The 24,124-nt window shown below is 71.0% G+C and carries 22 protein-coding genes; 11 read left to right on the top strand and 11 right to left on the bottom strand.

Annotated features, from left to right (window positions below; translation table 11 throughout):
* Window position 1 precedes the first annotated feature (1 nt).
* Entirely contained in the window at window positions 2-631 is a 630-nt protein-coding gene (locus BOSE127_RS14065; RefSeq protein WP_035807635.1) for an ATP-dependent Clp protease proteolytic subunit, read from the top strand.
* Window positions 632-657: 26 nt separating this feature from the next.
* Entirely contained in the window at window positions 658-1,317 is a 660-nt protein-coding gene (locus BOSE127_RS14070; protein WP_031259232.1) for an ATP-dependent Clp protease proteolytic subunit, read from the top strand.
* A 63-nt stretch (window positions 1,318-1,380) separates the two neighbouring features.
* On the opposite strand, the gene BOSE127_RS14075 is transcribed toward BOSE127_RS14070, so the two are convergent.
* Window positions 1,381-1,989: a copper resistance CopC family protein gene (locus BOSE127_RS14075; protein ID WP_056071387.1), complete on the bottom strand. Its 609-nt coding sequence runs from the start codon at window positions 1,987-1,989 to the stop codon at window positions 1,381-1,383.
* Between the two features lie 50 nt (window positions 1,990-2,039).
* On the bottom strand, window positions 2,040-2,774 hold the full coding sequence (locus BOSE127_RS14080) for a YcnI family copper-binding membrane protein (RefSeq protein ID WP_017886001.1): 735 nt from the start codon (window positions 2,772-2,774) through the stop codon (window positions 2,040-2,042).
* Window positions 2,775-3,009: 235 nt separating this feature from the next.
* Here BOSE127_RS14080 and clpX point away from each other — a divergent pair, with 235 nt between their 5' ends.
* Complete coding sequence (gene clpX, locus BOSE127_RS14085) at window positions 3,010-4,290, top strand: ATP-dependent Clp protease ATP-binding subunit ClpX (RefSeq protein WP_017886000.1); 1,281 nt, start codon at window positions 3,010-3,012, stop codon at window positions 4,288-4,290.
* A gap of 204 nt (window positions 4,291-4,494) precedes the next feature.
* Here clpX and BOSE127_RS14090 read toward each other — a convergent pair whose 3' ends face one another.
* Complete coding sequence (locus BOSE127_RS14090; RefSeq protein ID WP_159557693.1) at window positions 4,495-6,519, bottom strand: M3 family metallopeptidase; 2,025 nt, start codon at window positions 6,517-6,519, stop codon at window positions 4,495-4,497.
* 100 nt (window positions 6,520-6,619) lie between these two features.
* A complete protein-coding gene (locus BOSE127_RS14095) occupies window positions 6,620-7,201 on the bottom strand; it encodes a TetR/AcrR family transcriptional regulator (RefSeq protein ID WP_159557695.1) in 582 nt (193 codons plus the stop codon).
* 120 nt (window positions 7,202-7,321) lie between these two features.
* Between BOSE127_RS14095 and BOSE127_RS14100 the strand changes: the two genes are divergently transcribed.
* On the top strand, window positions 7,322-8,161 hold the full coding sequence (locus BOSE127_RS14100) for an alpha/beta fold hydrolase (RefSeq protein WP_140449372.1): 840 nt from the start codon (window positions 7,322-7,324) through the stop codon (window positions 8,159-8,161).
* Between the two features lie 132 nt (window positions 8,162-8,293).
* On the opposite strand, the gene BOSE127_RS14105 is transcribed toward BOSE127_RS14100, so the two are convergent.
* Window positions 8,294-8,545, bottom strand: coding sequence for a hypothetical protein (locus BOSE127_RS14105; protein WP_159557697.1), 252 nt, complete (start codon window positions 8,543-8,545; stop codon window positions 8,294-8,296).
* A 65-nt stretch (window positions 8,546-8,610) separates the two neighbouring features.
* Window positions 8,611-11,205 carry a valine--tRNA ligase gene (gene valS, locus BOSE127_RS14110; RefSeq protein WP_056071378.1) on the bottom strand — a complete coding sequence of 865 codons (2,595 nt, stop codon included), beginning with the start codon at window positions 11,203-11,205 and terminating at the stop codon, window positions 8,611-8,613.
* A gap of 347 nt (window positions 11,206-11,552) precedes the next feature.
* On the opposite strand from valS, the gene proP reads away from it, so the two are divergent.
* Entirely contained in the window at window positions 11,553-13,058 is a 1,506-nt protein-coding gene (gene proP / locus BOSE127_RS14115) for a glycine betaine/L-proline transporter ProP (protein WP_236559558.1), read from the top strand.
* A gap of 149 nt (window positions 13,059-13,207) precedes the next feature.
* On the opposite strand, the gene BOSE127_RS14120 is transcribed toward proP, so the two are convergent.
* From BOSE127_RS14120 to BOSE127_RS14135, 4 genes are read right to left on the bottom strand one after another with little or no spacing between them, the layout of a single operon-like run.
* A complete protein-coding gene (locus tag BOSE127_RS14120) occupies window positions 13,208-14,956 on the bottom strand; it encodes an ATP-binding cassette domain-containing protein (protein ID WP_159557701.1) in 1,749 nt (582 codons plus the stop codon).
* Entirely contained in the window at window positions 14,953-15,852 is a 900-nt protein-coding gene (locus BOSE127_RS14125) for an ABC transporter permease (RefSeq protein WP_159557703.1), read from the bottom strand. Before BOSE127_RS14125 ends, BOSE127_RS14120 begins: the two co-directional genes overlap by 4 nt.
* Window positions 15,849-16,844 (bottom strand): ABC transporter permease, encoded by a 996-nt coding sequence (locus tag BOSE127_RS14130; protein WP_017885991.1) that lies wholly within the window; start codon window positions 16,842-16,844, stop codon window positions 15,849-15,851. The genes BOSE127_RS14125 and BOSE127_RS14130 overlap by 4 nt, the downstream gene beginning before the upstream one ends.
* Window positions 16,845-16,849: 5 nt before the next feature.
* On the bottom strand, window positions 16,850-18,490 hold the full coding sequence (locus tag BOSE127_RS14135; RefSeq protein ID WP_236559559.1) for an ABC transporter substrate-binding protein: 1,641 nt from the start codon (window positions 18,488-18,490) through the stop codon (window positions 16,850-16,852).
* Window positions 18,491-18,678: 188 nt separating this feature from the next.
* Between BOSE127_RS14135 and BOSE127_RS14140 the strand changes: the two genes are divergently transcribed.
* The 6 genes from BOSE127_RS14140 to BOSE127_RS14165 all read left to right on the top strand — a co-directional run bounded on the left by BOSE127_RS14140 (window position 18,679) and on the right by BOSE127_RS14165 (window position 22,536).
* The gene (locus BOSE127_RS14140) at window positions 18,679-18,876 is read left to right on the top strand and encodes a hypothetical protein (protein ID WP_159557705.1); all 198 of its coding nucleotides are present in this window, start codon (window positions 18,679-18,681) and stop codon (window positions 18,874-18,876) included.
* Entirely contained in the window at window positions 18,873-19,058 is a 186-nt protein-coding gene (locus BOSE127_RS14145) for a hypothetical protein (protein ID WP_159557707.1), read from the top strand. Before BOSE127_RS14140 ends, BOSE127_RS14145 begins: the two co-directional genes overlap by 4 nt.
* 209 nt (window positions 19,059-19,267) lie before the next feature.
* Window positions 19,268-21,013: a hypothetical protein gene (locus BOSE127_RS14150; RefSeq protein WP_159557709.1), complete on the top strand. Its 1,746-nt coding sequence runs from the start codon at window positions 19,268-19,270 to the stop codon at window positions 21,011-21,013.
* Complete coding sequence (locus BOSE127_RS14155; protein WP_159557711.1) at window positions 20,989-21,564, top strand: hypothetical protein; 576 nt, start codon at window positions 20,989-20,991, stop codon at window positions 21,562-21,564. The genes BOSE127_RS14150 and BOSE127_RS14155 overlap by 25 nt, the downstream gene beginning before the upstream one ends.
* Complete coding sequence (locus BOSE127_RS14160; protein WP_159557713.1) at window positions 21,561-21,899, top strand: hypothetical protein; 339 nt, start codon at window positions 21,561-21,563, stop codon at window positions 21,897-21,899. The genes BOSE127_RS14155 and BOSE127_RS14160 overlap by 4 nt, the downstream gene beginning before the upstream one ends.
* 37 nt (window positions 21,900-21,936) lie before the next feature.
* Window positions 21,937-22,536: an acyl-CoA-like ligand-binding transcription factor gene (locus tag BOSE127_RS14165; protein ID WP_159557715.1), complete on the top strand. Its 600-nt coding sequence runs from the start codon at window positions 21,937-21,939 to the stop codon at window positions 22,534-22,536.
* Window positions 22,537-22,911: 375 nt separating this feature from the next.
* Here BOSE127_RS14165 and BOSE127_RS14170 read toward each other — a convergent pair whose 3' ends face one another.
* The gene (locus BOSE127_RS14170) at window positions 22,912-23,934 is read right to left on the bottom strand and encodes a cation diffusion facilitator family transporter (protein ID WP_071252298.1); all 1,023 of its coding nucleotides are present in this window, start codon (window positions 23,932-23,934) and stop codon (window positions 22,912-22,914) included.
* Window positions 23,935-24,124: the final 190 nt, after the last annotated feature.

A 24,124-nucleotide genomic window follows, 5' to 3' on the forward strand; every position in this document is an offset into this window, starting at 1 on the left:
CATGGCCGAAGCAACACTGAACCCCAGTGTTTTTGACCGCCTTCTGAGAGACCGGATCGTGTGGCTCGGCTCCGAGGTCCGCGACGACAACTCGAACGAGATCGCAGCCAAGCTGCTGCTGCTCGCCGCCGAGGACCCTGAGAAGGACATCTACCTCTACATCAACTCGCCCGGTGGTTCGATCACCGCCGGCATGGCGATCTACGACACGATGCAGTTCGTCCCGAACGACATCGTCACCGTGGGCATCGGCCTCGCCGCGTCGATGGGACAGTTCCTGCTGTCCTCCGGCACGCCCGGCAAGCGCTACATCACGCCGAACGCGCGCGTGCTGCTCCACCAGCCCTCCGGCGGCTTCGGCGGCACCGCTGCCGACATCCAGACGCAGGCCAAGGTCATCCTCGACATGAAGCAGCGCATGGCGGAGCTCACGGCCGAGCAGACCGGCAAGTCGGTCGAGCAGATCCTCAAGGACAACGACCGCGACAACTGGTTCACGGCCCAGGAAGCGCTCGAGTACGGCTTCGTCGACCACCTCCGCGCCTCGAGCGCCGAGGTCATCGGCGGTGGTGGCACCGTCGGCGACGGCGAGACGCCCACCAGCGCAGCCGAGCCCGACGCCCAGTCCTGATCACCACCGAAGAAAAGGAAACGAGAATGCATCTCCCCATGCTCGGTGGCGCGCAGAACGTCCCGGCTCCGTCCAATCGGTACATCCTGCCGAGCTTCGAAGAGCGCACGGCATACGGCTACAAGCGCCAGGACCCGTACGCCAAGCTCTTCGAGGACCGCATCGTGTTCCTCGGCGTGCAGGTCGACGACGCGTCGGCTGACGACGTCATGGCCCAGCTGCTCGTGCTCGAGTCGATGGACCCCGACCGCGACATCGTGATGTACATCAACTCGCCCGGTGGCTCGTTCACCGCGATGACGGCGATCTACGACACGATGCAGTACATCCGTCCGCAGATCCAGACGGTCTGCCTCGGCCAGGCTGCCTCGGCTGCGTCGGTGCTGCTCGCCGGTGGCACCCCCGGCAAGCGCCTCGCGCTGCCGAACGCCCGTGTGCTGATCCACCAGCCCGCGACCCAGCAGGGTGGCGGTCAGGCGTCCGACATCGAGATCCAGGCGGCGGAGATCCTCCGCATGCGCACCTGGCTCGAGGAGACGCTGTCGAAGCACTCCAACAAGACGCCGGCGGAGATCAACCACGACATCGAGCGCGACAAGATCATGTCCGCGCAGGAAGCCGTGGAGTACGGCCTGATCGACCAGGTCCTCACCAGCCGCAAGAACCTGCCGGCGCTCGTCAAGTAGCTCCAGCAGGAACGACGAAGGCCCCGCACCGAACGGTGCGGGGCCTTCGTCGTTGCGTTGTGGCTAGTCGTCGGTGTCGTCGGACTCCGGGGCCGGCTTGCGGCGCAGGAGCAGCAACACCGCGACGACCACCCCGACGAGCACGATGCCACCGGCGCCGATCCAGATCGCGTCGGACGCGGCCGAGTCGCTCGACCCCGAGGCCGTACCGGTCGTGGTGTCCGATCCGCCGTCGTCGTCACCCGCGGTGGCGCAGGTCGGGGGTTTCGCCGCGCCCGACGCCGGGGTGAAGCCCGACGGTGCCTTCCACGTGAAGGGGTACTCGTCGGACACGGTGTGGCCGTCGGCGGAGACGATCTGCCACTCGACGGTGTACTTGCCGGAGTCGCCGAGCGCGGCGGCCGTGGTCATCGACGGCCCCTCGACGTCGACGCAGCCGTCCTCGTAGTACCGGCCGTCGGGCCCGACGATGCGGAACGCGAAGCCCGACCCCGATCCGCCGATGTCGAGCAGCTTGTCGTTCGTGGTGATGTCGAAGTCCTCGGGCAGCTCGGTGAGCGTGCCGCGGACCTCCGGGTCGGACGAGATCAGGTAGTTGTGCGCGCTGGCGGGACCGGCGAGCCCGAGGACCGCACCACCGGCGATCGCGACGGCCGCGGCGGTCCCGGCCACGAGCCTCCGGGCAGAGGACCACTGGCGGGACCGACGCGGGCCGCGCTGCGTCACTTGGTGGAGCTCCGACGACGCGTGCCGGCGACGGCGACGACCAGGGCGACGGCGCCGAGCACCAGGCCGCCGAGGCCGAGGAAGCGACCGACCAGGTCGGGGTCGCTCGAGGCGGTCGTGCTGGCAGCCTCGGTCGTCGGGGTCGCGGCGATCGGGTCGCCGTCGTCGTCCGTCGGCTCGGCGGCGGTCAGGGTGATCGAGGGCGCCGGGTGCTCGGGCTCGGCTTCGCCGGCCTGCTGCTCCTGGTTCCACTCGACGCTGCCCTTCTCGCAGGTCTGGATCGCGGGGAACTCGACCAGGTCGCCGGCCTTGCCGTCCGGCAGCGAGAACGAGAGCGCGAAGGTGTCGCGCTCGTCGGCGGGCAGCGGGGTCTTCGCGGTGTACGTGACGCTCGTGACGCGCTCGGCGGCCGTCTCGGCGTGGTCCTCGTCGGAGGCCGAAGCCGAGGCCGACGGGTCGGTGTAGGGCTCGGTCGCCTTCGTGATCTTCCAGTTCGGGTTCACGGTGGGCGTCACCTCGATGACGGACTCCGGCACCTGGAACTCGATCTTCGTGGTGGGGGAGCCGTCGCAGCCGTGCGGGACCGAGAAGGTCGCCGTGGTGTAAGAGTTCGCGGCGGTCGACGTGGCCGTCGCGGACACGTGCGCGCTGGCCGCCGTGGCACTGCCGAGGACGATGACGGCTGCGACGCCGAGGGTGACGGCGCCGCCGGCGGCGAGACGCTTCTGCATGGGGTTCCTTCCGGGTGGTTCTGCACGTGCTGTTCTACAAGTTGTAGAGAAGTCCGGATCACCGTAGCAGGCTCGCACGCCCTGGGCGAACGCGCTGCGCGATTGCGGAGGGGCATCGCGGTCGGTGTCACCGGTTGCGGTTAGGCTCGTGTCCACGACGAGGTGCCCACCAGCAGCGGTGCACCAGCGGTGGTGCGACAGCGCGGCCGGCATGTCCAATCAGGGAGGCACGGGAATGGCACGCATCGGAGAGAGCGGCGATCTCCTCAAGTGCTCGTTCTGCGGCAAGAGCCAGAAGCAGGTCCAGCAGCTCATCGCCGGACCGGGCGTCTACATCTGCGACGAGTGCGTCGAGCTCTGCAACGAGATCATCGAGGAACGTCTGGCCGAAGCCGGCGAGGACACCTCGAGCGGGGACTTCGAACTGCCCAAGCCGCGGGAGATCTTCGACTTCCTGCAGGAGTACGTCATCGGGCAGGACCCGGCGAAGCGCGCCCTCGCCGTGGCCGTCTACAACCACTACAAGCGCATCCGGGCGCAGGGGCAGATCACCGCCGCCGAAGACCGCGACGACATCGAGATCGCCAAGTCGAACATCCTGCTCATCGGCCCGACCGGCTGTGGCAAGACGTACCTGGCGCAGACCCTGGCCAAGCGCCTCAACGTGCCGTTCGCCGTCGCCGACGCCACCGCCCTGACCGAGGCCGGCTACGTCGGTGAAGACGTCGAGAACATCCTCCTCAAGCTGATCCAGGCCGCCGACTACGACGTGAAGCGTGCCGAGACCGGCATCATCTACATCGACGAGGTCGACAAGATCGCCCGCAAGGCCGAGAACCCGTCGATCACCCGCGACGTCTCCGGCGAAGGCGTGCAGCAGGCGCTGCTCAAGATCCTCGAGGGCACGGTCGCCTCGGTCCCGCCGCAGGGCGGTCGCAAGCACCCGCACCAGGAGTTCATCCAGATCGACACGACGAACGTGCTGTTCATCGTGGCCGGTGCCTTCGCCGGGCTCGAGGACATCGTGTCCTCGCGCGTCGGCAAGCGCGGGATCGGCTTCGGGGCGCCTCTGCACAGTGCGACCGACCACCAGGACCTGTACTCCGAGGTCCTGCCGGAAGACCTGCACAAGTTCGGCCTGATCCCCGAGTTCATCGGTCGTCTGCCCGTCGTCACCACGGTGTCGCAGCTCGACCAGGCGGCGCTCATGCAGATCCTGACCGAGCCGAAGAACGCGCTGGTCAAGCAGTACCAGCGGATGTTCCAGATCGACGGCGTCGAGCTCGAGTTCGACCAGGGCGCGCTCGAGGCCATCGCGGACCTCGCGGTGCTGCGCCAGACGGGTGCTCGCGGGCTCCGCGCGATCCTCGAAGAGGTCCTCGGCCCGGTGATGTTCGACGTCCCGTCCGACGACGACGTCGCCCGCGTGGTCATCACCCGCGAGTCCGTGCTCGAGAACGCCGCCCCGACGATCGTGCCGCGGCCCCGGGCCAAGCGCGTCGAGAAGTCGGCGTAGCGCTCCGTTCGCAACGAAGCCCCGCACCGGATCGGTGCGGGGCTTCGTCGTGCTCTGGCGGTCGGCGCGGCCCGCGGATCGACGTCTGGTGCTTCCCACGACGGGTGCGATGGAAAGCGAGATCGGGCGTACCTGGTCGGGAGTTCCGACCGGGTACGCCCGATTCGTGGCGGTACGCCCGGAAGCGCCCGGTCCCGCAGCGCCCTACTCGAGCCCGCGGCGCCGCAGCAGCGGGCCGACCTCGGCGTCGCGGCCGCGGAAGTCCCGGTAGGCCTCGAGCGGGTCCTTCGCGCCGCCGACCCCGAGCAGTCGTTCCGCGAAGCGTCGACCGGCCGCCCGGTCCAGCCCGCCGTTGTCGCGGAACCACTCCACCGTGTCGGCGTCGAGCACCTCGGACCAGATGTACCCGTAGTAGCCGGCGTCGTACCCACCCGAGAACGTGTGGGCGAAGTACGTCGAGGAGTACCGCGGTGGCACGGCCTCGACGGCGATGCCGGCGGCTGCCAAGGCGTCCCGCTCGAACGCCTCGACGTCCGTCACCGCGGCCGCCTCGGCAGCCGACAGTCGGTGCCACGCCTGGTCGAGCAGCGCGGCAGCCAGGTACTCGGTCGTGCCGAATCCCTCGTTGAACCCCTCGGACTCGCTGAGCCCCAGGACCAGCTCGGGCGGCAGGGGAGCCCCGGTCTCGTGGTGCTTCGCGTAGTTCGCCAGCACCGACGGCCACGACACCCACATCTCGTTCACCTGGCTCGGGAACTCGACGAAGTCCCGCTCGACGTTGGTGCCGGAGAACCGCGGGTAGGTGGTGCGGGCGATGAGGCCGTGCAGGGCGTGCCCGAACTCGTGGAAGAGCGTCTGCACCTCGTCCTGGATGAGCAGCGTGGGGGAGCCGGCAGCGGGCTTCGCGACGTTGAGGTTGTTCACCACGACGGGCAGGGTGCCGAGGAGCTCGGACTGCTCGACGACCGGGTTCATCCACGCGCCGCCGCGCTTGCCGTCGCGTGTGTACAGGTCGAGCAGGTACAGGCCGACGGGCTCGTCGTCGTCGCCGGTGACCTCGAAGACCCGGACCTCGTCGTTGTAGCCGTACAGGTCCGGGCGCTCCGTGAAGGTCAGGCCGTACAGGGCGCCGGCGGCGTGGAAGACCCCGTCGTGCAGGACCCGGTCCGCCTCGAAGTACGGGCGGAGTGCGGTGCTGTCCGCGGCGAACTGCTCCCCGCGCAGGATCTCGGTCGCGTACGCCCAGTCCCACGACTCGACGTCGAAGCCGACCGTGCGGGAACGGACGGCCCGTTCGTCGTCGGCGTTCCGGGCGGCGGCACCGACGAGCGAGGACAGCAGGCCGTCGACGGCTTCGGGGGTCTTGGCGGTCTCGTCGGCGGTGACGACGGCGGCGTGGTTCGGGAACCCGAGCAGCTCGGCGCGTTCGGCACGGAGCCGGACGATCCGGAGCAGCACGTCGCGGTTGTCGTACTGGTTGCCCCGACGACCGCGGGCGAGTGAGGCCCGCATGATCCGCTCGCGCAGGGCACGGTTCGCCAGCGACGACAGCCACGGGTGTCCGGTGTACAGCGGCAGCGTGATGAGCCAGCCGTCCAGGCCACGGTCGGCGGCGGCTCCGGCAGCGGCGGACTTCGCGCCGTCGTCGAGCCCCTCGAGCTCGTCCTCGCTCGTCACGTGCACGGCGGACTCGTTGGTGTCCTCGAGCAGGTTCCGCTCGAAGGTCGTCGTGAGGGTCGAGAGTTCCTGGTTGATCGTCGTCAGACGCTCCTTGCCCGCGTCGTCGAGCCCGGCGCCCGCCAGGGTCATCTCGGCGTGGGTCCGCTCGACCAGGCGGAGCGCTTCGCCCTGCAGGCCCGCGGCGGAAGCGCCGTCGAGCACCTCCTGCACCCGTGCGTACAGGCGTGCGTCGAGCGTGATCGCGTCGCGGTGGGCGGCGAGGAGGGGTGAGATCTCGGCCTCGAGGTCGTGCAGCTCCGGGGTCGAGTCGGCCGACGACAGCGTGAAGAACACGTGGCTGACGCGGGCCAGCAGCTGCCCGGACCGCTCGAGTGCGATCAGGGTGTTCTCGACCGTCGGGGCGTGGGGGTCGGTGGCGATGGCCTCGACCTCGGCGCGCTGCTCGGCCATGCCGGCTTCGAACGCCGGTCGGTAGTGCTCGAGTCGCACGTCGCCGAAGGGCGGCAGGGCGTAGGGGAGGGTGCTCGGGACGTCGAACGGGGTTGCCATGGCAACCACCCTACGGACGTCGCGCCGCAACGGGGCGGACGGGAGGCCCGTGGCGGGCTGGCCCCGTGCCTCCCGTCCGCCGTGTCGGTGCGGTCGCGTGTCAGCGCATCGCGGCGTCGATCAGGGTCACCGCGGCGCGGCGCGCGTGCGCGGCGGGCACCGTGGTGCCCGCGATGGCGGCGGTGGTCTGCGCGCCCTCGGCGAGCAGCGCGAGCTGTGCGGCGAGTTCCTCGGCGTGCTCGGGGTCGGCGACGACCTCGGTGGTGAGCTGCTGCACGAACCGCTGGAACGAGTCCTTGTGCTCACGCGCGATCTCGGCGACCGCGGGCGAGGTCGCGCCGAGTTCACCGAAGGCGTTGATGAACCCGCAGCCGCGGAAGGTGTCGTCGCCGAACCACGACTCCAGGAAGTCGTAGACCGCGAGCAGCTTGTCGCGCGGGCTGGCGGCGGCCTCGACCGCACCGTGCACGCCCTGCTCCCACATGTCGTGCCGACCGGCGAGCACCGCGGCGATGAGCTGCTCCTTGCCGGGGAACGCCGCGTAGAGCTTCTTCAGCGAGACGCCTGCGCCCGTGCGGATCTCGTCCATCCCCACCGACTGGATCCCGCGCGTGTAGAACAGCTCGTCGGCGACCTCGACGATGTGCGCTCGGACGTCCGGTTCGACGGTGCTGGCGACCATGTGTACCCCGTTCCCTGAGTGTTCACCGTTCTCGAGTTGCGGCGGGAACGGGCGTTCTCTACTGTAGTCCACATCGGCAGAGAACGATCGTTCTCTGTGAAGTTCAGGGAAGGAACGACCATGGGTGCCATCACCGTCGGAACCGAGAACAGCGTCGACATCGAACTCCACTACGAGGACAAGGGCCAGGGGCAGCCGATCGTGCTGATCCACGGCTTCCCCCTCGACGGCAACTCGTGGGAGGGGCAGGTCCCGATGCTCCTCGAGGCCGGCTACCGCGTCATCACGTACGACCGCCGTGGCTTCGGCCGGTCCTCGCAGCCGTCCACCGGCTACGACTACGACACCTTCGCCGACGACCTGCACACCGTCCTCGAGACCCTCGACCTGCGCGACGTGATCCTGGTCGGCTTCTCGATGGGCACCGGCGAGATCGCCCGCTACATCGGCCGACACGGTGAGGACCGGATCGCCAAGGTCGCGTTCCTCGCCTCGCTCGAGCCGTTCCTCGCCATCACCGACGACAACCCCGACGGCGCCGGCCCGATGTCGTTCTTCGAGGGCATCGCCGCCGACGTGACGAAGGACCGCTACGCCTACTTCACGAACTTCTACCAGGACTTCTTCAACCTGTCGGAGAACCTCGGCACCCGCATCTCCGAGGAGCAGGTGCGGAACGCCTGGAACGTCGCGGCCGGTTCCGGTTCGATCGCGTCCGCGGCGGCACCCCTGACCTGGCCGACCGACTTCCGCCAGGACATCCCGAAGGTCACCGTCCCCGCCCTGATCGTGCACGGCACGTCGGACAACATCCTCCCGATCGACGCCACCGGCCGACGCTTCACGAAGGCCCTGCCCGCTGCGGAGTACGTCGAGATCGAGGGCGCCCCGCACGGCCTGCTCACCACGCACACCGCCGAGGTGAACGAGGTCCTCGCCACCTGGCTCGCCGAGTCCTGATCCCTCGGCGATCACGCGGGCGCTCCCCGGTGGGGGCGCCCGCATCGTGAGCAGAAATGGTCGGGTCCCCGGTGGGGACCCGACCATTTCTGCTCACCAAGCGAACCGCGGGCCGCGCAGCACGCGGCCGCGCTAGTCCTCTTCGCCCGCGTCGTCGGGGTTCGTGACCTGGGCGTGCCCGGCGTCGTCGAGGTGGATCGAGGTGCCGTCGTCGAGCTCGACGATCGGCTTGCCCTCCAGGAACGTCAGGGTCCACCCCCACGTCGCCGTGTCGACGGACTCCGCCGCCAGCTCGTCCTCGACGCCCCGCACGGTGACGACCATCGCCTCGGGCAGTCGCGCAGGCGGCTCCCCACCCACGTTCCAGCGTGTGCCCAACTGCATCCGTGCCTCCTGTCCGGTGGTGGACGGGCCGGGTCGCCGAGGCGACCCGACCCGGATGACCGACGTTACGCCTGCTGCTCCGCGAGCTCGATCTCGGTGACTGCGAGCTCGTCGCCGTCGACGAACGACAGGTTCTCGATGCGGCCGACGGCCGCCAGGTCGACCGCCGCGCGCTCGATGAGCACCCGCGTCTCGGCGGGCGCCGCGACGACCGCACGCGTCACGGGCGTCTTCTGGGACGCCTTCGCCGCCGTCTTCGCACCGCGGATCCCGATGAGCGCCTGTCCGACGGCCGCGAGCAGCCCGGTGGGGGCCGCGTCGGTGGGCAGGTCGGCAGCGGTCGGCCAGGAGGCCCGGTGCACGCTGGTGTCGTGGGTCCAGGCCCACACCTCTTCCGTCGCGTACGGCAGGAACGGTGCCAGCAGTCGGAGCAGCACGTCGATGGCGCCGCGCAGCGCCAGCACCGCGCTCGCCTGCGTCTCGTGCGTCGCGTCGGACGCGGTGCCGTAGGCGCGCTCCTTCACGAGCTCGAGGTAGTCGTCGCAGAACGTCCAGAAGAAGCGCTCGGTGATCTCGAGGGCACGGGCGTGGTCGAACCCGTCGAACGCGGCGGTGGCCTGCTCGACGACCGCGCCGAGCTCGGCGAGCATGTCGACGTCGAGGGCCTCGGTGACGCTCGTGGCGCCCTCGGGCAGCGGGAAGCCGTAGACGAACTTCGCCGCGTTGAGCACCTTGATCGCCAGACGACGACCGACCTTGATCTGCTTCGGGTTCTGCGGGTCGAACGCCGCGTCGGTGCCGAGCTTGGACGAGGCCGCCCAGTAGCGGACCGCGTCGGCACCGTGCTGCTCGAGGATGGACAGCGGCGTGACGACGTTGCCCTTCGACTTCGACATCTTCTTGCGGTCGGGGTCGACGATGAAGCCGGAGATGCTGGCGTGCTTCCACGGCACCACGTCGGCCTCGAGCTGGCTGCGGAGCACGGTCGTGAACAGCCACGTCCGGATGATGTCCTGCGCCTGCGGGCGGACGTCGTACGGGTACACCAGGTCGTAGAGCGCCGGGTCGGTCTCCCACTTGCCCGCGAGCTGCGGGGTCAGCGACGAGGTCGCCCAGGTGTCCATGACGTCGAGCTCGCCCTGGAACCCGCCGGCGACGCCGCGCTGGTCCTCGGTGAAGCCGGGGGCGGGCTCGGAGGCCGGGTCGACGGGCAGCTGCGCCTCGGTCGGCACGATCGGCTGGTCGAACACCGGGTTGCCGTCGGCGTCGAGCGGGTACCAGACCGGCAGCGGCACGCCGAAGAAGCGCTGGCGCGAGATGAGCCAGTCACCGGACAGGCCGCCGACCCAGTTGTCGTAGCGGACGCGCATGAAGTCCGGGTGGAACGCGATCTCCTCGCCGCGCTGACGGAGCGTGCTCTTCAGCTGCTCGTCGCGCGCACCGTTGACGATGTACCACTGGCGGGTCGACACGATCTCGAGGGGCTTGTCGCCCTTCTCGAAGAACTTCACCGGGTGCTGGATGGTCTTGACGTCACCGATCAGCTCGCCCGACTCGGTGAGCGCGTCGACGACGACCTTCTTGGCCGAGAACACGGTCTTGCCGGCCATCTCGGCGTAGAGCTCCTGGCCCTTCGCGGACTCGATCCATGCGGGCTCGTCGGAGCGCACGCGGCCGTCGAAGCCGATGATCGCGCGGTTCGGCAGCTGCAGCTCGCGCCACCACACGACGTCGGTGGTGTCACCGAAGGTGCAGACCATCGCGATGCCGGCGCCCTTGTCCTTCTGCGCCAGGTGGTGTGCGAGCACCGGGACCTCGACGTCGAACAGGGGGGAGCGGACCGTGGTGCCGAAGAGGTCCTGGAACCGCTCGTCGTCCGGGTGTGCCACCAGGGCGACGCAGGCCGGCAGGAGCTCCGGGCGGGTGGTCTGGATGACGACGTCGTCCCCACCGTCGGTGCGGTGGAAGGCGATGCCGTGGTACGCGCCGGGCATCTCCTTGTCCTCGAGCTCGGCCTGCGCGACCGCGGTGCGGAACGTGACGTCCCACAGCGTCGGGGCGTCGGCCTGGTAGGCCTCGCCGCGCTCGAGGTTGCGCAGGAAGGCGCGCTGGGCGCTCGCTCGTGAGGTGTCGTCGATGGTGCGGTACGACTGGGTCCAGTCGACCGACAGGCCGAGCGTGCGGAAGAGCTCCTCGAACTGCTGCTCGTCCTGCACGGTCAGGCGCTCGCACAGCTCGATGAAGTTGCGGCGCGACACGGGCAGCTGGTCGGCGGCCTTCGAGGACTTGCCGTCACCGCCCTCGAACGGCGGCGTGAAGTCGGGGTCGTACGGCAGGGTCGGGTCGCAGCGGACGCCGTAGTAGTTCTGCACGCGACGCTCGGTCGGCAGGCCGTTGTCGTCCCAGCCCATCGGGTAGAAGACGTGCTTGCCGCGCATCCGCTCGAACCGGGCCTTGAGGTCGGTGTGCGTGTACGAGAACACGTGCCCGATGTGCAGCGAACCGGAGGCGGTCGGCGGCGGGGTGTCGATCGACCAGACGGCGTCGCGGTGACCGGCGGCGTCGCGGTCGAAGCGGTACGTGCCGTCCTGCTCCCAGACGGGCCCCCAGACCTGCTCCAGTCCGTCGACGCTGGGCTTCTCGGGCATGGGTTTGGTCATGGTGCGCCTTCCGTCCGTGTGTGCGGCACCGAGTCCGTGATGAGGTGCCTGAGTGTTGCGCGCCTGACGCGCGGTGCCCCAATCGTAGCGGCCGCGCACGCGTCCTGAGCCGGGCAGCGGGGCGTCCGCGGCCCGCTGCCGACCGGGACTTACCACACCGACCTGTCGGACACGCCAAGAGCCTGCTAGTCTGTCGGAGTTTGTCCGGCGAACGCAGGGTTCGCAGGAGCTGCAACGTCGCCGTCCGCCGGACGCCCGAAGGAAGCACCGCACCCCGGAGGAACGACTTGGCACCGAACAACGCACCCCAACCGCACGGCGATCGGCCGTTGCGCACGAAGGGCGCCGTGAAGCGCGCTCGTCGCGATCTCACGAAGGACGACGTCACCGTCGTCGAGGAGTCGCTGCTCAAGCGTGCCGTCGCGGCTGCCGCGCTCGGCAACGCCATGGAGTGGTTCGACTTCGGCATCTTCGCGTACCTGACGGTCACCATCTCGCAGGTGTTCCTGCCGCAGGGCGACCCGGCCGCGAACATCGTCGCCACGTTCGGCTTCTTCGCCGCCGCGTTCATCGTGCGCCCGATCGGCGGTGCCGTGTTCGGCCCGATCGGCGACAAGATCGGCCGACAGAAGGTCCTCGCGCTGACGATGATCCTGATGGCCGTCGGCACGCTCATGATCGGCCTGATCCCGTCGTACGACACGATCGGCTTCTGGGCTCCCGTCCTGCTGCTCGTCGCCCGCTTCGTGCAGGGCTTCTCGACCGGTGGTGAGTACGGCGGCGCCGCGACCTTCATCGCCGAGTACTCGCCCGACAAGCGCCGCGGGTTCATGGGCTCGTGGCTCGAGTTCGGCACGCTCGCCGGCTACGTGCTCGGCGCCTCGATCGTCACCGGCCTGCAGTTCGGCCTGTCCGAGGACGCCCTGCTCAGCTGGGGCTGGCGCATCCCGTTCATCGTCGCGGGCCCGCTCGGCCTGATCGGTCTCTACCTGCGCCTCAAGCTGGAAGAGACCCCGGCGTTCCAGAAGCAGCAGGAGCAGGCCGCCGAGCGCGAGGGGCAGAAGACCCCGTTCCTCAAGCTCTTCGCCGAGAACTGGCGCTCGCTCATCATCTGCATCGGCCTGGTCCTGGTCTTCAACGTGACCGACTACATGCTGCTGTCGTACATGCCGACCTACCTCGAGCAGAACCTCGGCCAGAACGCCACGTTCGGCCTGATCCTCATCGTCATCGTGATGCTGCTCATGATGGTCGTCATCACGTTCGGCGGTCGCCTGTCCGACAAGTTCGGGCGCCGTCCGGTGCTCGCCGCCGGCTGCATCGGCTTCATCCTGCTGTCCTGGCCGGCCCTGAAACTCGTCCAGACCGGCACCGGCGTCGGCGTGTTCGCCGGCCTGCTGATCCTCGGCGTCGTGCTCGTCACGTTCACCTCGACCATGCCGTCGACGCTGCCCGCGCTGTTCCCGACGATCATCCGCTACGGCGCCCTGGCGATCGCGTTCAACGTGTCGGTGTCGCTCTTCGGTGGGACCACCCCGCTCGCCACCGCCGCGCTCATCAACGCCGCGAAGGACGCCGGGTACGGCTGGGCCGAGGACATCCCCGCGTTCTACCTGATGCTCGCCGCCGTCATCGGCCTGGTCGCGGTGTACTTCACCAAGGAGACCGCCGCGAGCCCGCTGATGGGCTCCGGTCCGACGGTCGGGTCCGAGGACGAGGTCGCCGGCGTGATCGAGGACTACAACGACCCGACGTCGGAGCTCGCGCAGTCCGACTGGGCGAAGGAGTTCTCGACGAGCGAGATCCCGATCATCTCGGCCGAGGCCGCATCGAAGGAGCCCTCCGGCTCCTGAGGACCCAGCCGCCCCGCGGCAACCCGGCCAGGAGGCCCGGCGCACGTTCCGTCTCGGAACGCGCGCCGGGCCTCCTGGCCGTTCCGAGCCGTTGGCGACGTCACGCGCGCAGTGACAGTCCGCGGGCGCGGCACCGTGTGGACCGTCGCTCAGCCCGTGGAGTCGGCCGCGGTCCCCGTGGCTGGATCCGCGGCGGGACCCGCTGCCAGCCGCTCCGCGGCGTGCAGCAGCCGCGCGGTCACCGGGTGGGCGGGGCGCGCGAAGACCTCGGCGGCGGGGCCGTGCTCGACGACCGCGCCGGCGTGCACCACGAGCACGTCGTCCGCCATCCGCCGGACCGCCCGCAGGTCGTGCGACACGAACACCATCGCCACCCCGGTCTCGTCGCGGAGCCGTTCGAGCAACCGGAGCACGGCGTGCTGCACCGTGGCGTCGAGGGCGGTCACCGGCTCGTCGAGCACGATCACCTCGGGGCTGGTCGCCAGCGCGCGGGCGATCGCGAGCCGCTGCCGTTGCCCGCCGGACAGGGTGCGGGGGGAGCGGGACCGCAGCACGGGGTCGAGGTCGACCTGTCGCAGCGCCGCGTCGACCCGTTCGCCGAGCGCTCCGCGCGCCCGCCGTTCGTCACCGCGTGAGAACGCGTCCGCGAGGACCCGTTCGACGTTCCACCGTTCGTCGAACGTCGCGCCGGGGTCCTGCACGACGGCCGCGAGCCGGTGCCGTCGGGGGCGTCGCTCGCGCTCGGGCAGCGGGACCCAGGGTTCGCCGTCGAGCGTGACCGTGCCGGCGTCGGGCGTCTCGAGCCCGAGGAGCATCCGCGCCAGCGTCGTCTTGCCCGAGCCCGAGGCGCCGATCACCCCGAGCACCCGGCCCCGCTCGAGCCCGAACGACACGTCGTCCACCGCGAGCAGCCCGCCGTACCCCCGCGAGAGCCCCTGCGCCGCGAGCACGTCCCTCGCACCGTGTGAGGTTGCGCGTTCGGTGCCCCGGTTGCCGATCGGCGCACGGTACGGAGTCGTGTGGCCGGTGCGAGGTTGGCCGCTCGGTGCATCGTCAGAGGACTGCACGGAGCCATCGACCTCGCACCGCCCGGCAAGATCGGCACCGTGCGGTGGCGCCGGCTCCGCCGCGGCAGCACCGGCAGCGCGCACCAGCGCCCGTGTCGCGGGGTGCTGCGGCGCCGCGAAGACCCCGGTGACCGCACCCTGCTCGACGATCCGGCCCTCGTGCACGACGGCGACCCGGTCGGCCCACCCCGCGACGAGCCCCAGGTCGTGCGTGATGACGAGCAGTCCGGCGCCCCGCCTCTGCGCTGCCCGCAACTGCTCCATCACGGTGACGGCGACCCCGGCGTCGAGCGCCGTCGTCGGTTCGTCGGCGACCAGCAGCGCGGGGGACCCGACGGTGGCCGCGGCGATGAGGGCACGCTGTCGCATCCCACCGGACAGTGTCCCGGCGAGCCGGCCGTCGGTCGCGGTGTCCGGGTCGAGGCCCACCGCGGCCAGGGCAGCACGCACGGCGTCCACGCGCTCGGCCGCACGCATCTCGGTGTGCAGGCGGAGGCTGTCGGCGACCTCGCGCCCGACGGGACGCAGCGGGTCCAACGCGCCCAGCGCCTCCTGGCCGACGTAGCCGATGCGCGATCCCCGCAGCCGGCGCCACCGCCGGTCCGTGTACCCGCCGACGTCGACACCGTCGACCGTGAACGTTTCGGCGTGCACGGCGGCGCCGGGCGCGGACAGGCCGAGCACGGCGCGTGCGGTGACGGTCTTGCCCGAGCCGGAGGCGCCGACCAGGGCGACGCACTCGCCGGCGTCGACGCGCAGGTCGACACCGTGCACGATCGGGGTCCCGCCGATCGCGACGGTGAGTCCGCGGACGTCGAGGACGGCGCTCACCGCGCGGCCCCGCTCCGTCGGATCGCCCGGCCGAGCACGGTGACGGCCGTTGCGAGCACGACGATCGCGAGTCCGGGGAAGGTGCTCATCCACGGCGCGGTCTGCAGGTAGGTCCGGCCGTCGGCGAGCATCGCGCCCCACTCCGGCGCGGGTGGGGGCGTGCCGACACCGAGGTAGCTCAGCGCCGATGCCCACACGACCGCCTGCCCGACCCCGAGCGTGGCGACGGCGACGACGGGCCAGAGCGCCGTCGGCAGCACGTGCCGGACGACGGTGCGGGCGGGGGAGCGGCCGAGCAGCACGGCGGTCTCGACCACCTGCGAACCGCGGGCCGTCCGGACCAGGCCCCGCACGATCCGGGCGTAGCCGGGAGCGGTCGCGAACCCGACGGCGAGCACCGCCGGCACCGGACCCGGACCGGTCACGGCGATGACGACCAGGGCGACGAGCAGCAGCGGCAGGGCGAACGCGACCTCGGTGACACGGCCGATGACGGCGTCGAGCAGGCGGCCGAGCCGTCCGGCCCCGGCGCCGAACCCGGCGACGACACCGAGCAGGACGCCCGCTCCGCCGCCGATCAGGGTCGCGGCGACGCCGACGACGAGCGAGGCGCGGGTCCCCGCGACCACCCGTGCCAGGACGTCGCGGCCGGACTCGTCGGTGCCGAACGGGTGTGCGCCGCTCGGGGCGGTCAGTGCCTGGGTCGGGTGCACCGCGAGCGGATCGCCGCCGCCCAGCAGCGCTGGCCAGGCCGCCGCGACGACGGCGACCAGGACGACCACCGCCGCGGCGGTGCCGCCGACGCCGAGCGTCCCCCCACGGACGCGCTCGGTGCCGACGGCGGTCTGGTGGGCGGACGCACCGGTCTGGAGGCCCGGGTCGGCGATCCCGCTCACCGCGCGCCCGCCGGACGGCCGGGCCCACGGCGTCGCGCGGTGCCGGGGCGCGCGGTCGCGTTCCGTGCGGTGCTGCGCGGGTCGACCACACGCTCGACCAGATCGGCGACGGCCAGCACGACCACGTACGCGGCCGCCGAGACCATCGCGATGCCGGCGACGAGGGGCATGTCCCGCTGGGTGACGGCGGTGACCAGCGCGCGGCCGATGCCGGGCAGGGCGAACACGGACTCGACGACCACGGCCCCGGAGACGAGCGATCCGAAGGCCCACGCGGACAGTGCGATCCCGGGCAGGGCGGCGTGCCGGAGCAGATGCCGTCCGAACAGTCCGAGGCGGGTCTCGCCCCGGCCCCGGGCGGCGAGCGCGAAGGCCGAGCGCTGCGCGTCCACCACGCCGTCGCGCACGGTCTCGGCCAGGTACCCGGCGACCGGCACGGCCACGGTCAGCACCGGCAGCACCCAGCCGCGTGCGGTGCCGTCACTGACCGCCGGCACCCACCCAAGGGACGAGGCGAACACCACGATGAGCACGCTGCCGAGCCAGAAGTGCGGCATCACGCTCGCGGTGACGCTGAGGGCGCTGGTGAGCCCGGCGGCGATGCGGCCGCGCTGCGTCGAGGCCCACGCGGCGACGATCGCCAGCACCCAGGCGACGACGAGCCCGGCGACCGCGAGCGTCAGCGTGACGGGCAGCTGCTGGCCGAGGAGCGTCGCGACCGGGGTGCGGAACGCGTAGGAGTCACCGAGCTGCCCGGTCGCCAGGCGGCCGAGGAACACCGCGTACTGCACCAGGACCGGCTGGTCGAGGCCGTACTCGTGGCGGACCTGGGTGACGGCCTCGGCCGAGGCCTGCGACCCCGGGCCACCGAGGATCGCGAGCGCCGGGTCACCGGGGATGAGCCGGATCGCGACGAAGACGATCGTCGCGACGGCCCAGAGCACGCCGATGCCCCCGGCGAGCCGCCGGACGGCCCACCAGACCCACCGCATCCGTGTCAGCGGTCGATCCAGGCGGTGCCGAACCAGGGCGTCGAGACCGGGGTGGTCCGGATGCCGTGCACGGCCGAGCGCACCAGGAAGTGGTTCTGCTGGTCGTACAGGGGGAGCACGGTGTCGCTCGCCAGGATCGCCTTCTGCGCCTGCTCGTACAGGTCGGCGCGCTCGTCGGCGTCCGAGGTACGGGCGGCCTGCTCGAGCAGCCGGTCGAGCGCGGGGTCGTCGAGCTGGGCCAGGTTCGCGAAGTAGCCGGACGGTGCCGGTTCGATGCTCGCGCTGTCGTACAGGATCCGCAGGACGTCGGGGCCGACCTTCGTGTACGGGGCGCTCACGACGTCGTACTCGTTCGCGGCCAGGGCGGCGTACCAGCTGGACAGGTCGAGCTCGTCGAGCACGACCTTGAACCCGACGGCCTTCTCGGACGCCTGGATCTGCTGGAACAGGCTGCGCTCGGCCGGCACCGACTGGTTCGTCGAGACGGGGAACGTCACGGTGAGCTGCTGGCCGTCCTTCTCGCGGATGCCGTCCGAGCCGACCTTCCACCCGGCGTCGTCGAGCAGCTGCTTCGCCTTCGACGGCGAGTAGTCGAAGCGGCTCTTGTCGGAGTACGCGAGCGGCTCAGCGCTCGAGAGCACCGAGTACGAGCGCTTCGCGGTGCCGAGGAACAGCGACTGCAGGCCCGGGTCGATCTCGGCGCCGGCGATGAAGGCCTGGCGGACTGCCTGGTCGCGGAACACGCCGTGCCCGGAGTTCAGTTCGAGCCGGTTCGAGGCGCCGGGGCGGGGGGCGTCGAGGTCGCGGATCGCGCCCTTCGCCGACGCGGCCTTGAGCTGGTCGGGCTGGGCGTTGTCGATCACGTCGACCTGGCCGGACTGCAGCGCGGCGTAGCGCGAGGTCGAGTCCGGCAGGAACCGCCACGTGATGCCCGACAGGCGCGGCTTCGTCTTGCCCCAGTAGTCGGTGTTCTTCGTCAGGGTGACGCGGTCGCCGTGCTTCCAGCCGGTGACCCGGAACGGGCCGGTGCCGACGGGGGACTCACAGTTCGTCGCCTGCTTCCGTTCGAGCGCCTTCGGGGACTCCATGCCGACCCAGGGCTGCGAGAGGGACTCGAGCAGCGCACTGTCCGGCCGGCTCAGCGAGAGCGTCACGGTGTGGTCGTCGGTGGCGGTCGCCTTCGTGATGGACTGCAGCGCAAGGTACCCGGTGCTCGAGGCGGTGGCCGGGTCCTGCACGTGCTCGATGTTCGCCACGACGGCGGCGGCGTCGAACGGGGTGCCGTCGCTGAAGGTGACGTCGTCGCGCAGGGTGAACGTCAGGGTCTTCCCGTCGTCACCCGTGGTCCACTTCGTCGCGAGTTCCGGCGTGGGCTTGCCGTCCTCGAGCCCGACGAGCTCCTCGATGTACTGCGTCGCCAGGAGCGCCTGCGGGTAGTTGCCGCCGACGTGCGGGTCGAGGCAGGTCGGTTCGGCGTCACCGGAGGCGTAGGTGAGCGTGCCGCCCGCGACCGGGGTGCTGCTCGTGGTGCCCGCCCCTCCGCCCGAGCAGGCGGACAGCAGCAGCAGGAGGGTCGCGGCACCGGCTATGCCGGTCGGACGCGCCAGGCGTCGGCGATGTTTCTGCACTGCGTCCAGTTTCTCCACAGAACGAGCGTACCCCGCCTTGGTGCCCGGTGTGAATCGTCGATGGTGTCGTTGACAACATCTCGACTCTGCGATTGCATGTTGGGGATCGCTCGACAACAACGATCGCAGGCCGGCTACACGGTCGGTCATCGAACGAAACGAACGAACACAAGGGGGAGACGATGTCTTCGACATTGGATCAACGGGTGAACGACCAGCTCCGACTGGTCTCGTCCGAGCATGAGCCGCTGGCCGCAGGGACGGCACAGCCGGTCTTGACCACGCCGGCAACGGTGGCCTTGGGGTACGCCGCAGTCATCGGCTACGCAGCCGAAGGCGCGGCCTTCACCGCAGGGGCAACAGCGGTCGTCGGTGCGTACACGGTGGGTCGAGCCGCGGGATGACCGGCCTCGACACTGCCGTCAACAGGCAGATCGCGGCGGTACTCGCCGAGTCCCGTGCATCCGCCGTGGTGCCCGGGGAGTGGAACGCCCAGCCCACGCTGACGACCCCTGCCTTCCTGGCCGGTGTCGCCATCAGCTCGGCCGTCATCAACGCGTACAACGCCGGCATCAACGCCGGTTAGCACGCGCACCGCGCCGGGGCGGTGACACCGGGACACCGGTGGCACCGCCCCGGTTCGGGCGCGGAACGCGAGGGGGAAGAACATTGTCACCACGATCATCTCCGGGGCAGACGATGGGGATGCTGCTCCGGCGCTCCTTGCGCGCGCGACCCATCGGCGCGCGCGAGACTCTCGACACTGCCCAGCGGTTGTCGGCGGCGTCGGGACTCATGGCATCGCTCGAAGGACTGGCGTTGCTCGGGTCGCGACACGAGCGGCACCGGCTTCGCGACGAGTGGCGACACGCCAGACACTCGTTCGACCGAGCCCCGGCCCCGGTCCGTGCCATCGTCGCCGCCACTGGCCCCATCCCGACCCGGGTCGTGCTGCAGTCGGTCCGCGCTGCGGCGTCGATCTACCTCATCGCCGCGCCGAGGAACGCGCCGGCGCGCAACCTGGTGACGCTGGCATCGAGCGTGATCACCACCGCGCTGTACCCGGCGCAACGGCTGGGCAGCGACGGTGCAGATCAGGTGACCGCACTCAGCCAGGCCTTGGTGGGTTTCGCCGGATTCGCACGACCGGGGCCCGTCCGGGACGCGTTGCTCTGGAGCCAGGCGATCCAGGGCACGATGTCCTACGCCGTCGCCGGGGTCGCCAAGCTCGTCGGCCCGGACTGGCGCTCCGAACGTGCCCTGCTCGGCATCATGCGCACACACACGTACGGCAGCCCCGTGCTGTGGCGTCGGGCGAAGGAGCTGCCGCGCACTGCCCGAGCGGTATCCGCAGGCATGCTCGTCTTCGAGTGCGCGTTCCCGCTCGCGTACCTGCCCGTGCCGTGGGCGCCGCGCATCTTCCTCGCCGGCGCCGTCGGGTTCCACGCCTTCAACGCCGCCGCGATGGGACTCGGTCGCTTCCTGCCGAGCTTCATGTCCCTCCACCCGGCGATCGTGTACACCTCTGCAGCGAACAGCAGGCGTCCCTCCGCCGCGTTCCCGCTCATCGCCGCTGCTGCGCTGGCCGTGACCGTCGGGTCGTTCGCCGCGCAGAGCGTCATCGCGTCGGAACGGATCCGGCGCCGTGACGCTGGCAGGAGCACCGTGCCGCTGCAGGGTGGACGCCAGCTCGTCGTCGATCGTCAGGGCGAACCGAGGACCGGAACGGTCGTACTCGAGGGTGGTCTCGGAACACAGATCGACGAGTTCGAGACGCTCCGCCGTGCCCTCGTCGATGCTGGGCTCCTCGTGGTCTCGTACCGGCGTTCTGACGACGGCTGCCCGGCAGGAGCACTGCTGGACGCGCGAGCGGCCGAGCTGGCCGAGCTGCTGCGTGCGGTCGACGCCGACGTGCCCAGCCCGCCGGTGGTGCTCGGGTACTCACTGGGCTCCGAGATCGTCCGGCGTGCCGTGCGCGACCACGACCTCCCGGTGGCGGGTGTCGTCGCCCTCGACCCGTCGCACCCCGGCGAACTCGCCCGGTCAGCGAAGAAGGCCGACACGGTCGCGCCGATCACGGAATCGATGCGTGTGTTCCGCCTCGCCACCGCCGCGCGACTGGGCATCCTTCTCGACGCACCGTCGTGGATCGGTGTGCTCGATCCGTCACGTCGGCGCGACGCAGTCGCGGAGCACCGATCGGCACGGACGTGGCGCCGAACCTGGCGCGAGTGGAACGCCGTTCGAGTGAGCCTCGTGCAGCAGGGACCGCCGGAGCCGTCACGGGTGCCGGTCCGGGTCGTCTCGGCTGGACGGACGCTGCGGAACGACGCGCTGCAGGCGACCCTGCACACCGAGCTCACCAGGACCGTCACTGGCGACGACCACGACGTGACGATCGTGCCGGGTGTCGGTCACGACGACGTGATCCGCGAACCGGTTGCGGTCAACGCGGTCATCGAGGCTGTCGAGGCACTGCTGCCGAACCAGGACGGGACGCCAGAAGAGGAGATGCCATGGCCGCGCGCATCCGCGGGGTAGGCGAGGCGCTCGCAGTCGTGGCTGCTGCGGCTGGACTGGTGGTCACCGTCCTCGGTCAGGTCCCGAGCCCGGCATTTGGTCGGGCTCGCGCAGGCGACTGGTTCGGGCTCGTCCCGAACTGGCGTTTCTTCGCGCCGAACCCGGCCCAGCACGACTTCTCGGTGTACGTCCGACCGGTCCGCCCCGTCGGCGAGCCCGAGGCGCCGTGGACGCGTCCTCGGGTCGTGGCGGAGCGCAGACTCCACCACTCCGTCTGGTTCCCGGGCCGCCGCGCCGACAAGGGGCTGTTCGACCTGTGCAGCGACTTCCTGCCGCTCCTCGACGGGGACCGACCGGAACGCATCGAGACCCGACCGGTCTTCCGCGTCCTGCGCGCCTGGGTCGTCGCTGACCTGCTGGCAGCCGGCGCGGACCGGACACCCCACCAGCTCGCGCTCGTGCGGTTCGCGGGTGCCGACGACACGATCGAACCCGAGGTGCTGTTCGTCTCGAGTCCGTTCGCGGTGGAGCCTGACACTGCCATCACCCCTGACCGAGAGGAACGACCATGACCGAGATCTCCAGCGCGATGGGCTTCATCGCCGCGGTTGAGGTGGCTGCCGCCGTGCTCATCGTGATGCACACCACCGTCGGCCTGCCGGCCAGGCTCCGCCCGTGGGTGACCAAGTGCACCATCGTCACCCGCACGGGCGCCGTGGGACTCGCTGCGAGCGCGATCGTGGTCGCGGCTGCCGTCCTCGGCGCGGTCTCGTGGTGGTGCTCGACGACGGACCCGACGTGGGCGTGGGGCGTCCTCGGCTCCCTCCTGCTGCTGCTCGTCGGTGCCGCCGCTGAGTCGTCGATCCACCAAGCCGTCGCCGGGCGGCGCCGGCTGGCACGCCGGTAGGCGCCGGAGCCCACCGTCGGCGCGGGACAATGGGCCCATGGACGAACCGATCCGCCGCGGTGGCCGACCCCGACGCTCGAGCGCCGAGGTGCTCGCGGACGCCGCCGCCGAGCTCTTCCTCGAGCAGGGGTACGGACGCACCACGGTCGACCAGATCGCCGCCCGCGCCGGGGTCAGCCGTGCGACGTTCTTCAACTACTTCCCGGCGAAGGCCGACGTGATGTGGCTCGAACTCGACGCCGCCGTCGCCGGGCTGCCCGGGTACCTCGCAGCGTCCACCGGGTCGAGTGCCGTACGGGCCGTCGAACAGGCGCTCCTCGACGCCGCTCGCGCCCACGACCCCGAGCGGGTGCCGTGGGCGGTCGCGCAGGCCGAGGTCATGGGCATCGGGCCCGAGCTGGTGGCCGGCGTCGCGGTCCGGGTGACGGCGCAGCACGAGGCCGTCGCCGCCTTCGTCGCGGGCCGCACGGGGGAGCAGCCGCGAGCGCTCTGGCCGCAGACGGTGTCCGGTGCGATGCTCGGGGCCGCCGCCGCCGCGTTCGGGGTGTGGGTCACCGACGGGGTCGGGCGCCGAGCGCTCGTCGAGTACGTCGCGGCGGCGCTCACACCGGTGGTCGCGGGCCTCGACGCTCGCTGACACGCCGGCGTCTTCCGCCCCCGGACACGCCGTCGTCCTCGTACGACGCCGCCTCGTCGCCGAGACGCCGCCGATTCCGGCGGCGTCTCGAGCACATTGCGGCGTCTTGCTGACACACCGGCGTCTTCCTCCCGCGTGTGGGGCGGTGGACGCGACGGCAAGACGGACGGGAGGCCCGTGGCGGCCCGGCACCGCGCCTCCCGTCCGCCGCGCGGTCGCTCACGGAACACGCCGTCGTCTTTCTACGACGCCGCCTCACCGGCGAGACGCCGCCGAATCCGGCGGCGTCTCGAGCACATGGCGGCGCCTTGCCGACACACCGGCGTCTCGCGACCCGAGCCCTGCCGCCACGCCGCCCCGCGACCCGGCCCGCGCTCACTCCGTGCGCAGGGTCCCCGCGCCACCGGCCGCCACGTCGGACGCGGTGCCGTCCCGAACGACCTCGGGGACAGCGCCGTCGGTCGGCACCAGGGACTCATCGCCCGGGTAGCTCAGGGTGAGGACGGCCTCCTCGATGTACTGGCTGTCCTCGAGCGACTGCTCGACGTCGCGCAACCGCACCGCGACGTGCTCCTCGGTCTCGTTGCCCGTCAGGTCGACGGCCGCGACGAGGTACACCCGCGACGGCCCCACGAACTCCAGGTGCAGGTAGGTGACGCGCTCGACCTGCGACCGGCCCAGCAGCTCGACGAGCACCGCGTTCTCGAGCTCCGGCGACGTGCTCTCGCCGAGCAGGAACCGGCGGTTGCGGTCGATCAGGACGATCGCCACGACACCGAGCAGCACACCGATCGCGATGGAACCGAGTGCGTCGAACACCGCCAGCCCGGTGACCTGGTGCAGGAACACCCCGAGGAACGCCACGACCAGGCCGATCAGCGCCGCCGCGTCCTCGGCGAACACCGCACGGAGCGTCGGGTTCGACGACTGCAGCACGTGCCGCAGCACCGGCACCTTCCGCTTCGTCGCGGCACCGTGCGCCTGTCGGTACGCCTGCAGGAAGCTCGTGCCCTCGAGCACGAACGCGAGCCCGAGCACGACGTAGTTGAGGACGACGTCCTCGGCCGGCCCGGTCTCCCCGAACTCCGAGATGCCGTGGTAGATCGAGACGATCGCACCGGCCGTGAACAGGCCGAACGCGGCGAACATCGACCAGATGTACGTCTCGCGTCCGTACCCGAGCGGGTGCGCGGTGTCCCGCTTCTTGCCGCCCCGGCGTTCGGCGACGAGCAGGAACACCTCGTTGCCGGTGTCCGCCCACGAGTGCGCCGCCTCGGCCACCATCGACGCCGAACCCGACACGAGCGAGGCGATCGTCTTCGCGATCGCGACGAGCAGGTTCGCCCCGAACGCGATCAGGACGGTGACGAGTGACTCGGGGCGATCTTCTGCGGGCATCGCTCAAGCATGCTCCCGTCCGGTAAAGTCGTGTTCCACGAGCATCGATCCGGCCATCACCGGGGAGCTTCCGGAAGAACACGGGGCGCACCAGCGCCTCCGTCAGTAGAACCGGGCGGGTTCGGGACCGTCACCACCCCCGACACAGAGTGGTCGCACAGCGCGCGTTGGGCGGCAAACGAGGTGGTAC

This window comes from Curtobacterium sp. 8I-2, from assembly GCF_902506155.1.
GTDB lineage: Bacteria > Actinomycetota > Actinomycetes > Actinomycetales > Microbacteriaceae > Curtobacterium > Curtobacterium poinsettiae.

What these genes read in the sequence shown, in the direction of transcription:
- BOSE127_RS14065 (WP_035807635.1), top strand. Translation starts at nt 2, where the DNA reads ATGGCCGAAGCAACACTGAACCCCAGTGTTTTTGACCGCCTTCTGAGA.
- BOSE127_RS14070 (WP_031259232.1), top strand. Translation starts at nt 658, where the DNA reads ATGCATCTCCCCATGCTCGGTGGCGCGCAGAACGTCCCGGCTCCGTCC.
- BOSE127_RS14080 (WP_017886001.1), bottom strand. Translation starts at nt 2,774, where the DNA reads ATGCAGAAGCGTCTCGCCGCCGGCGGCGCCGTCACCCTCGGCGTCGCA.
- clpX (WP_017886000.1), top strand. Translation starts at nt 3,010, where the DNA reads ATGGCACGCATCGGAGAGAGCGGCGATCTCCTCAAGTGCTCGTTCTGC.
- BOSE127_RS14090 (WP_159557693.1), bottom strand. Translation starts at nt 6,519, where the DNA reads ATGGCAACCCCGTTCGACGTCCCGAGCACCCTCCCCTACGCCCTGCCG.
- BOSE127_RS14095 (WP_159557695.1), bottom strand. Translation starts at nt 7,201, where the DNA reads ATGGTCGCCAGCACCGTCGAACCGGACGTCCGAGCGCACATCGTCGAG.
- BOSE127_RS14100 (WP_140449372.1), top strand. Translation starts at nt 7,322, where the DNA reads ATGGGTGCCATCACCGTCGGAACCGAGAACAGCGTCGACATCGAACTC.
- BOSE127_RS14105 (WP_159557697.1), bottom strand. Translation starts at nt 8,545, where the DNA reads ATGCAGTTGGGCACACGCTGGAACGTGGGTGGGGAGCCGCCTGCGCGA.
- valS (WP_056071378.1), bottom strand. Translation starts at nt 11,205, where the DNA reads ATGACCAAACCCATGCCCGAGAAGCCCAGCGTCGACGGACTGGAGCAG.
- BOSE127_RS14130 (WP_017885991.1), bottom strand. Translation starts at nt 16,844, where the DNA reads ATGCGGTGGGTCTGGTGGGCCGTCCGGCGGCTCGCCGGGGGCATCGGC.
- BOSE127_RS14145 (WP_159557707.1), top strand. Translation starts at nt 18,873, where the DNA reads ATGACCGGCCTCGACACTGCCGTCAACAGGCAGATCGCGGCGGTACTC.
- BOSE127_RS14150 (WP_159557709.1), top strand. Translation starts at nt 19,268, where the DNA reads ATGGCATCGCTCGAAGGACTGGCGTTGCTCGGGTCGCGACACGAGCGG.
- BOSE127_RS14155 (WP_159557711.1), top strand. Translation starts at nt 20,989, where the DNA reads ATGGCCGCGCGCATCCGCGGGGTAGGCGAGGCGCTCGCAGTCGTGGCT.
- BOSE127_RS14160 (WP_159557713.1), top strand. Translation starts at nt 21,561, where the DNA reads ATGACCGAGATCTCCAGCGCGATGGGCTTCATCGCCGCGGTTGAGGTG.
- BOSE127_RS14165 (WP_159557715.1), top strand. Translation starts at nt 21,937, where the DNA reads ATGGACGAACCGATCCGCCGCGGTGGCCGACCCCGACGCTCGAGCGCC.
- BOSE127_RS14170 (WP_071252298.1), bottom strand. Translation starts at nt 23,934, where the DNA reads ATGCCCGCAGAAGATCGCCCCGAGTCACTCGTCACCGTCCTGATCGCG.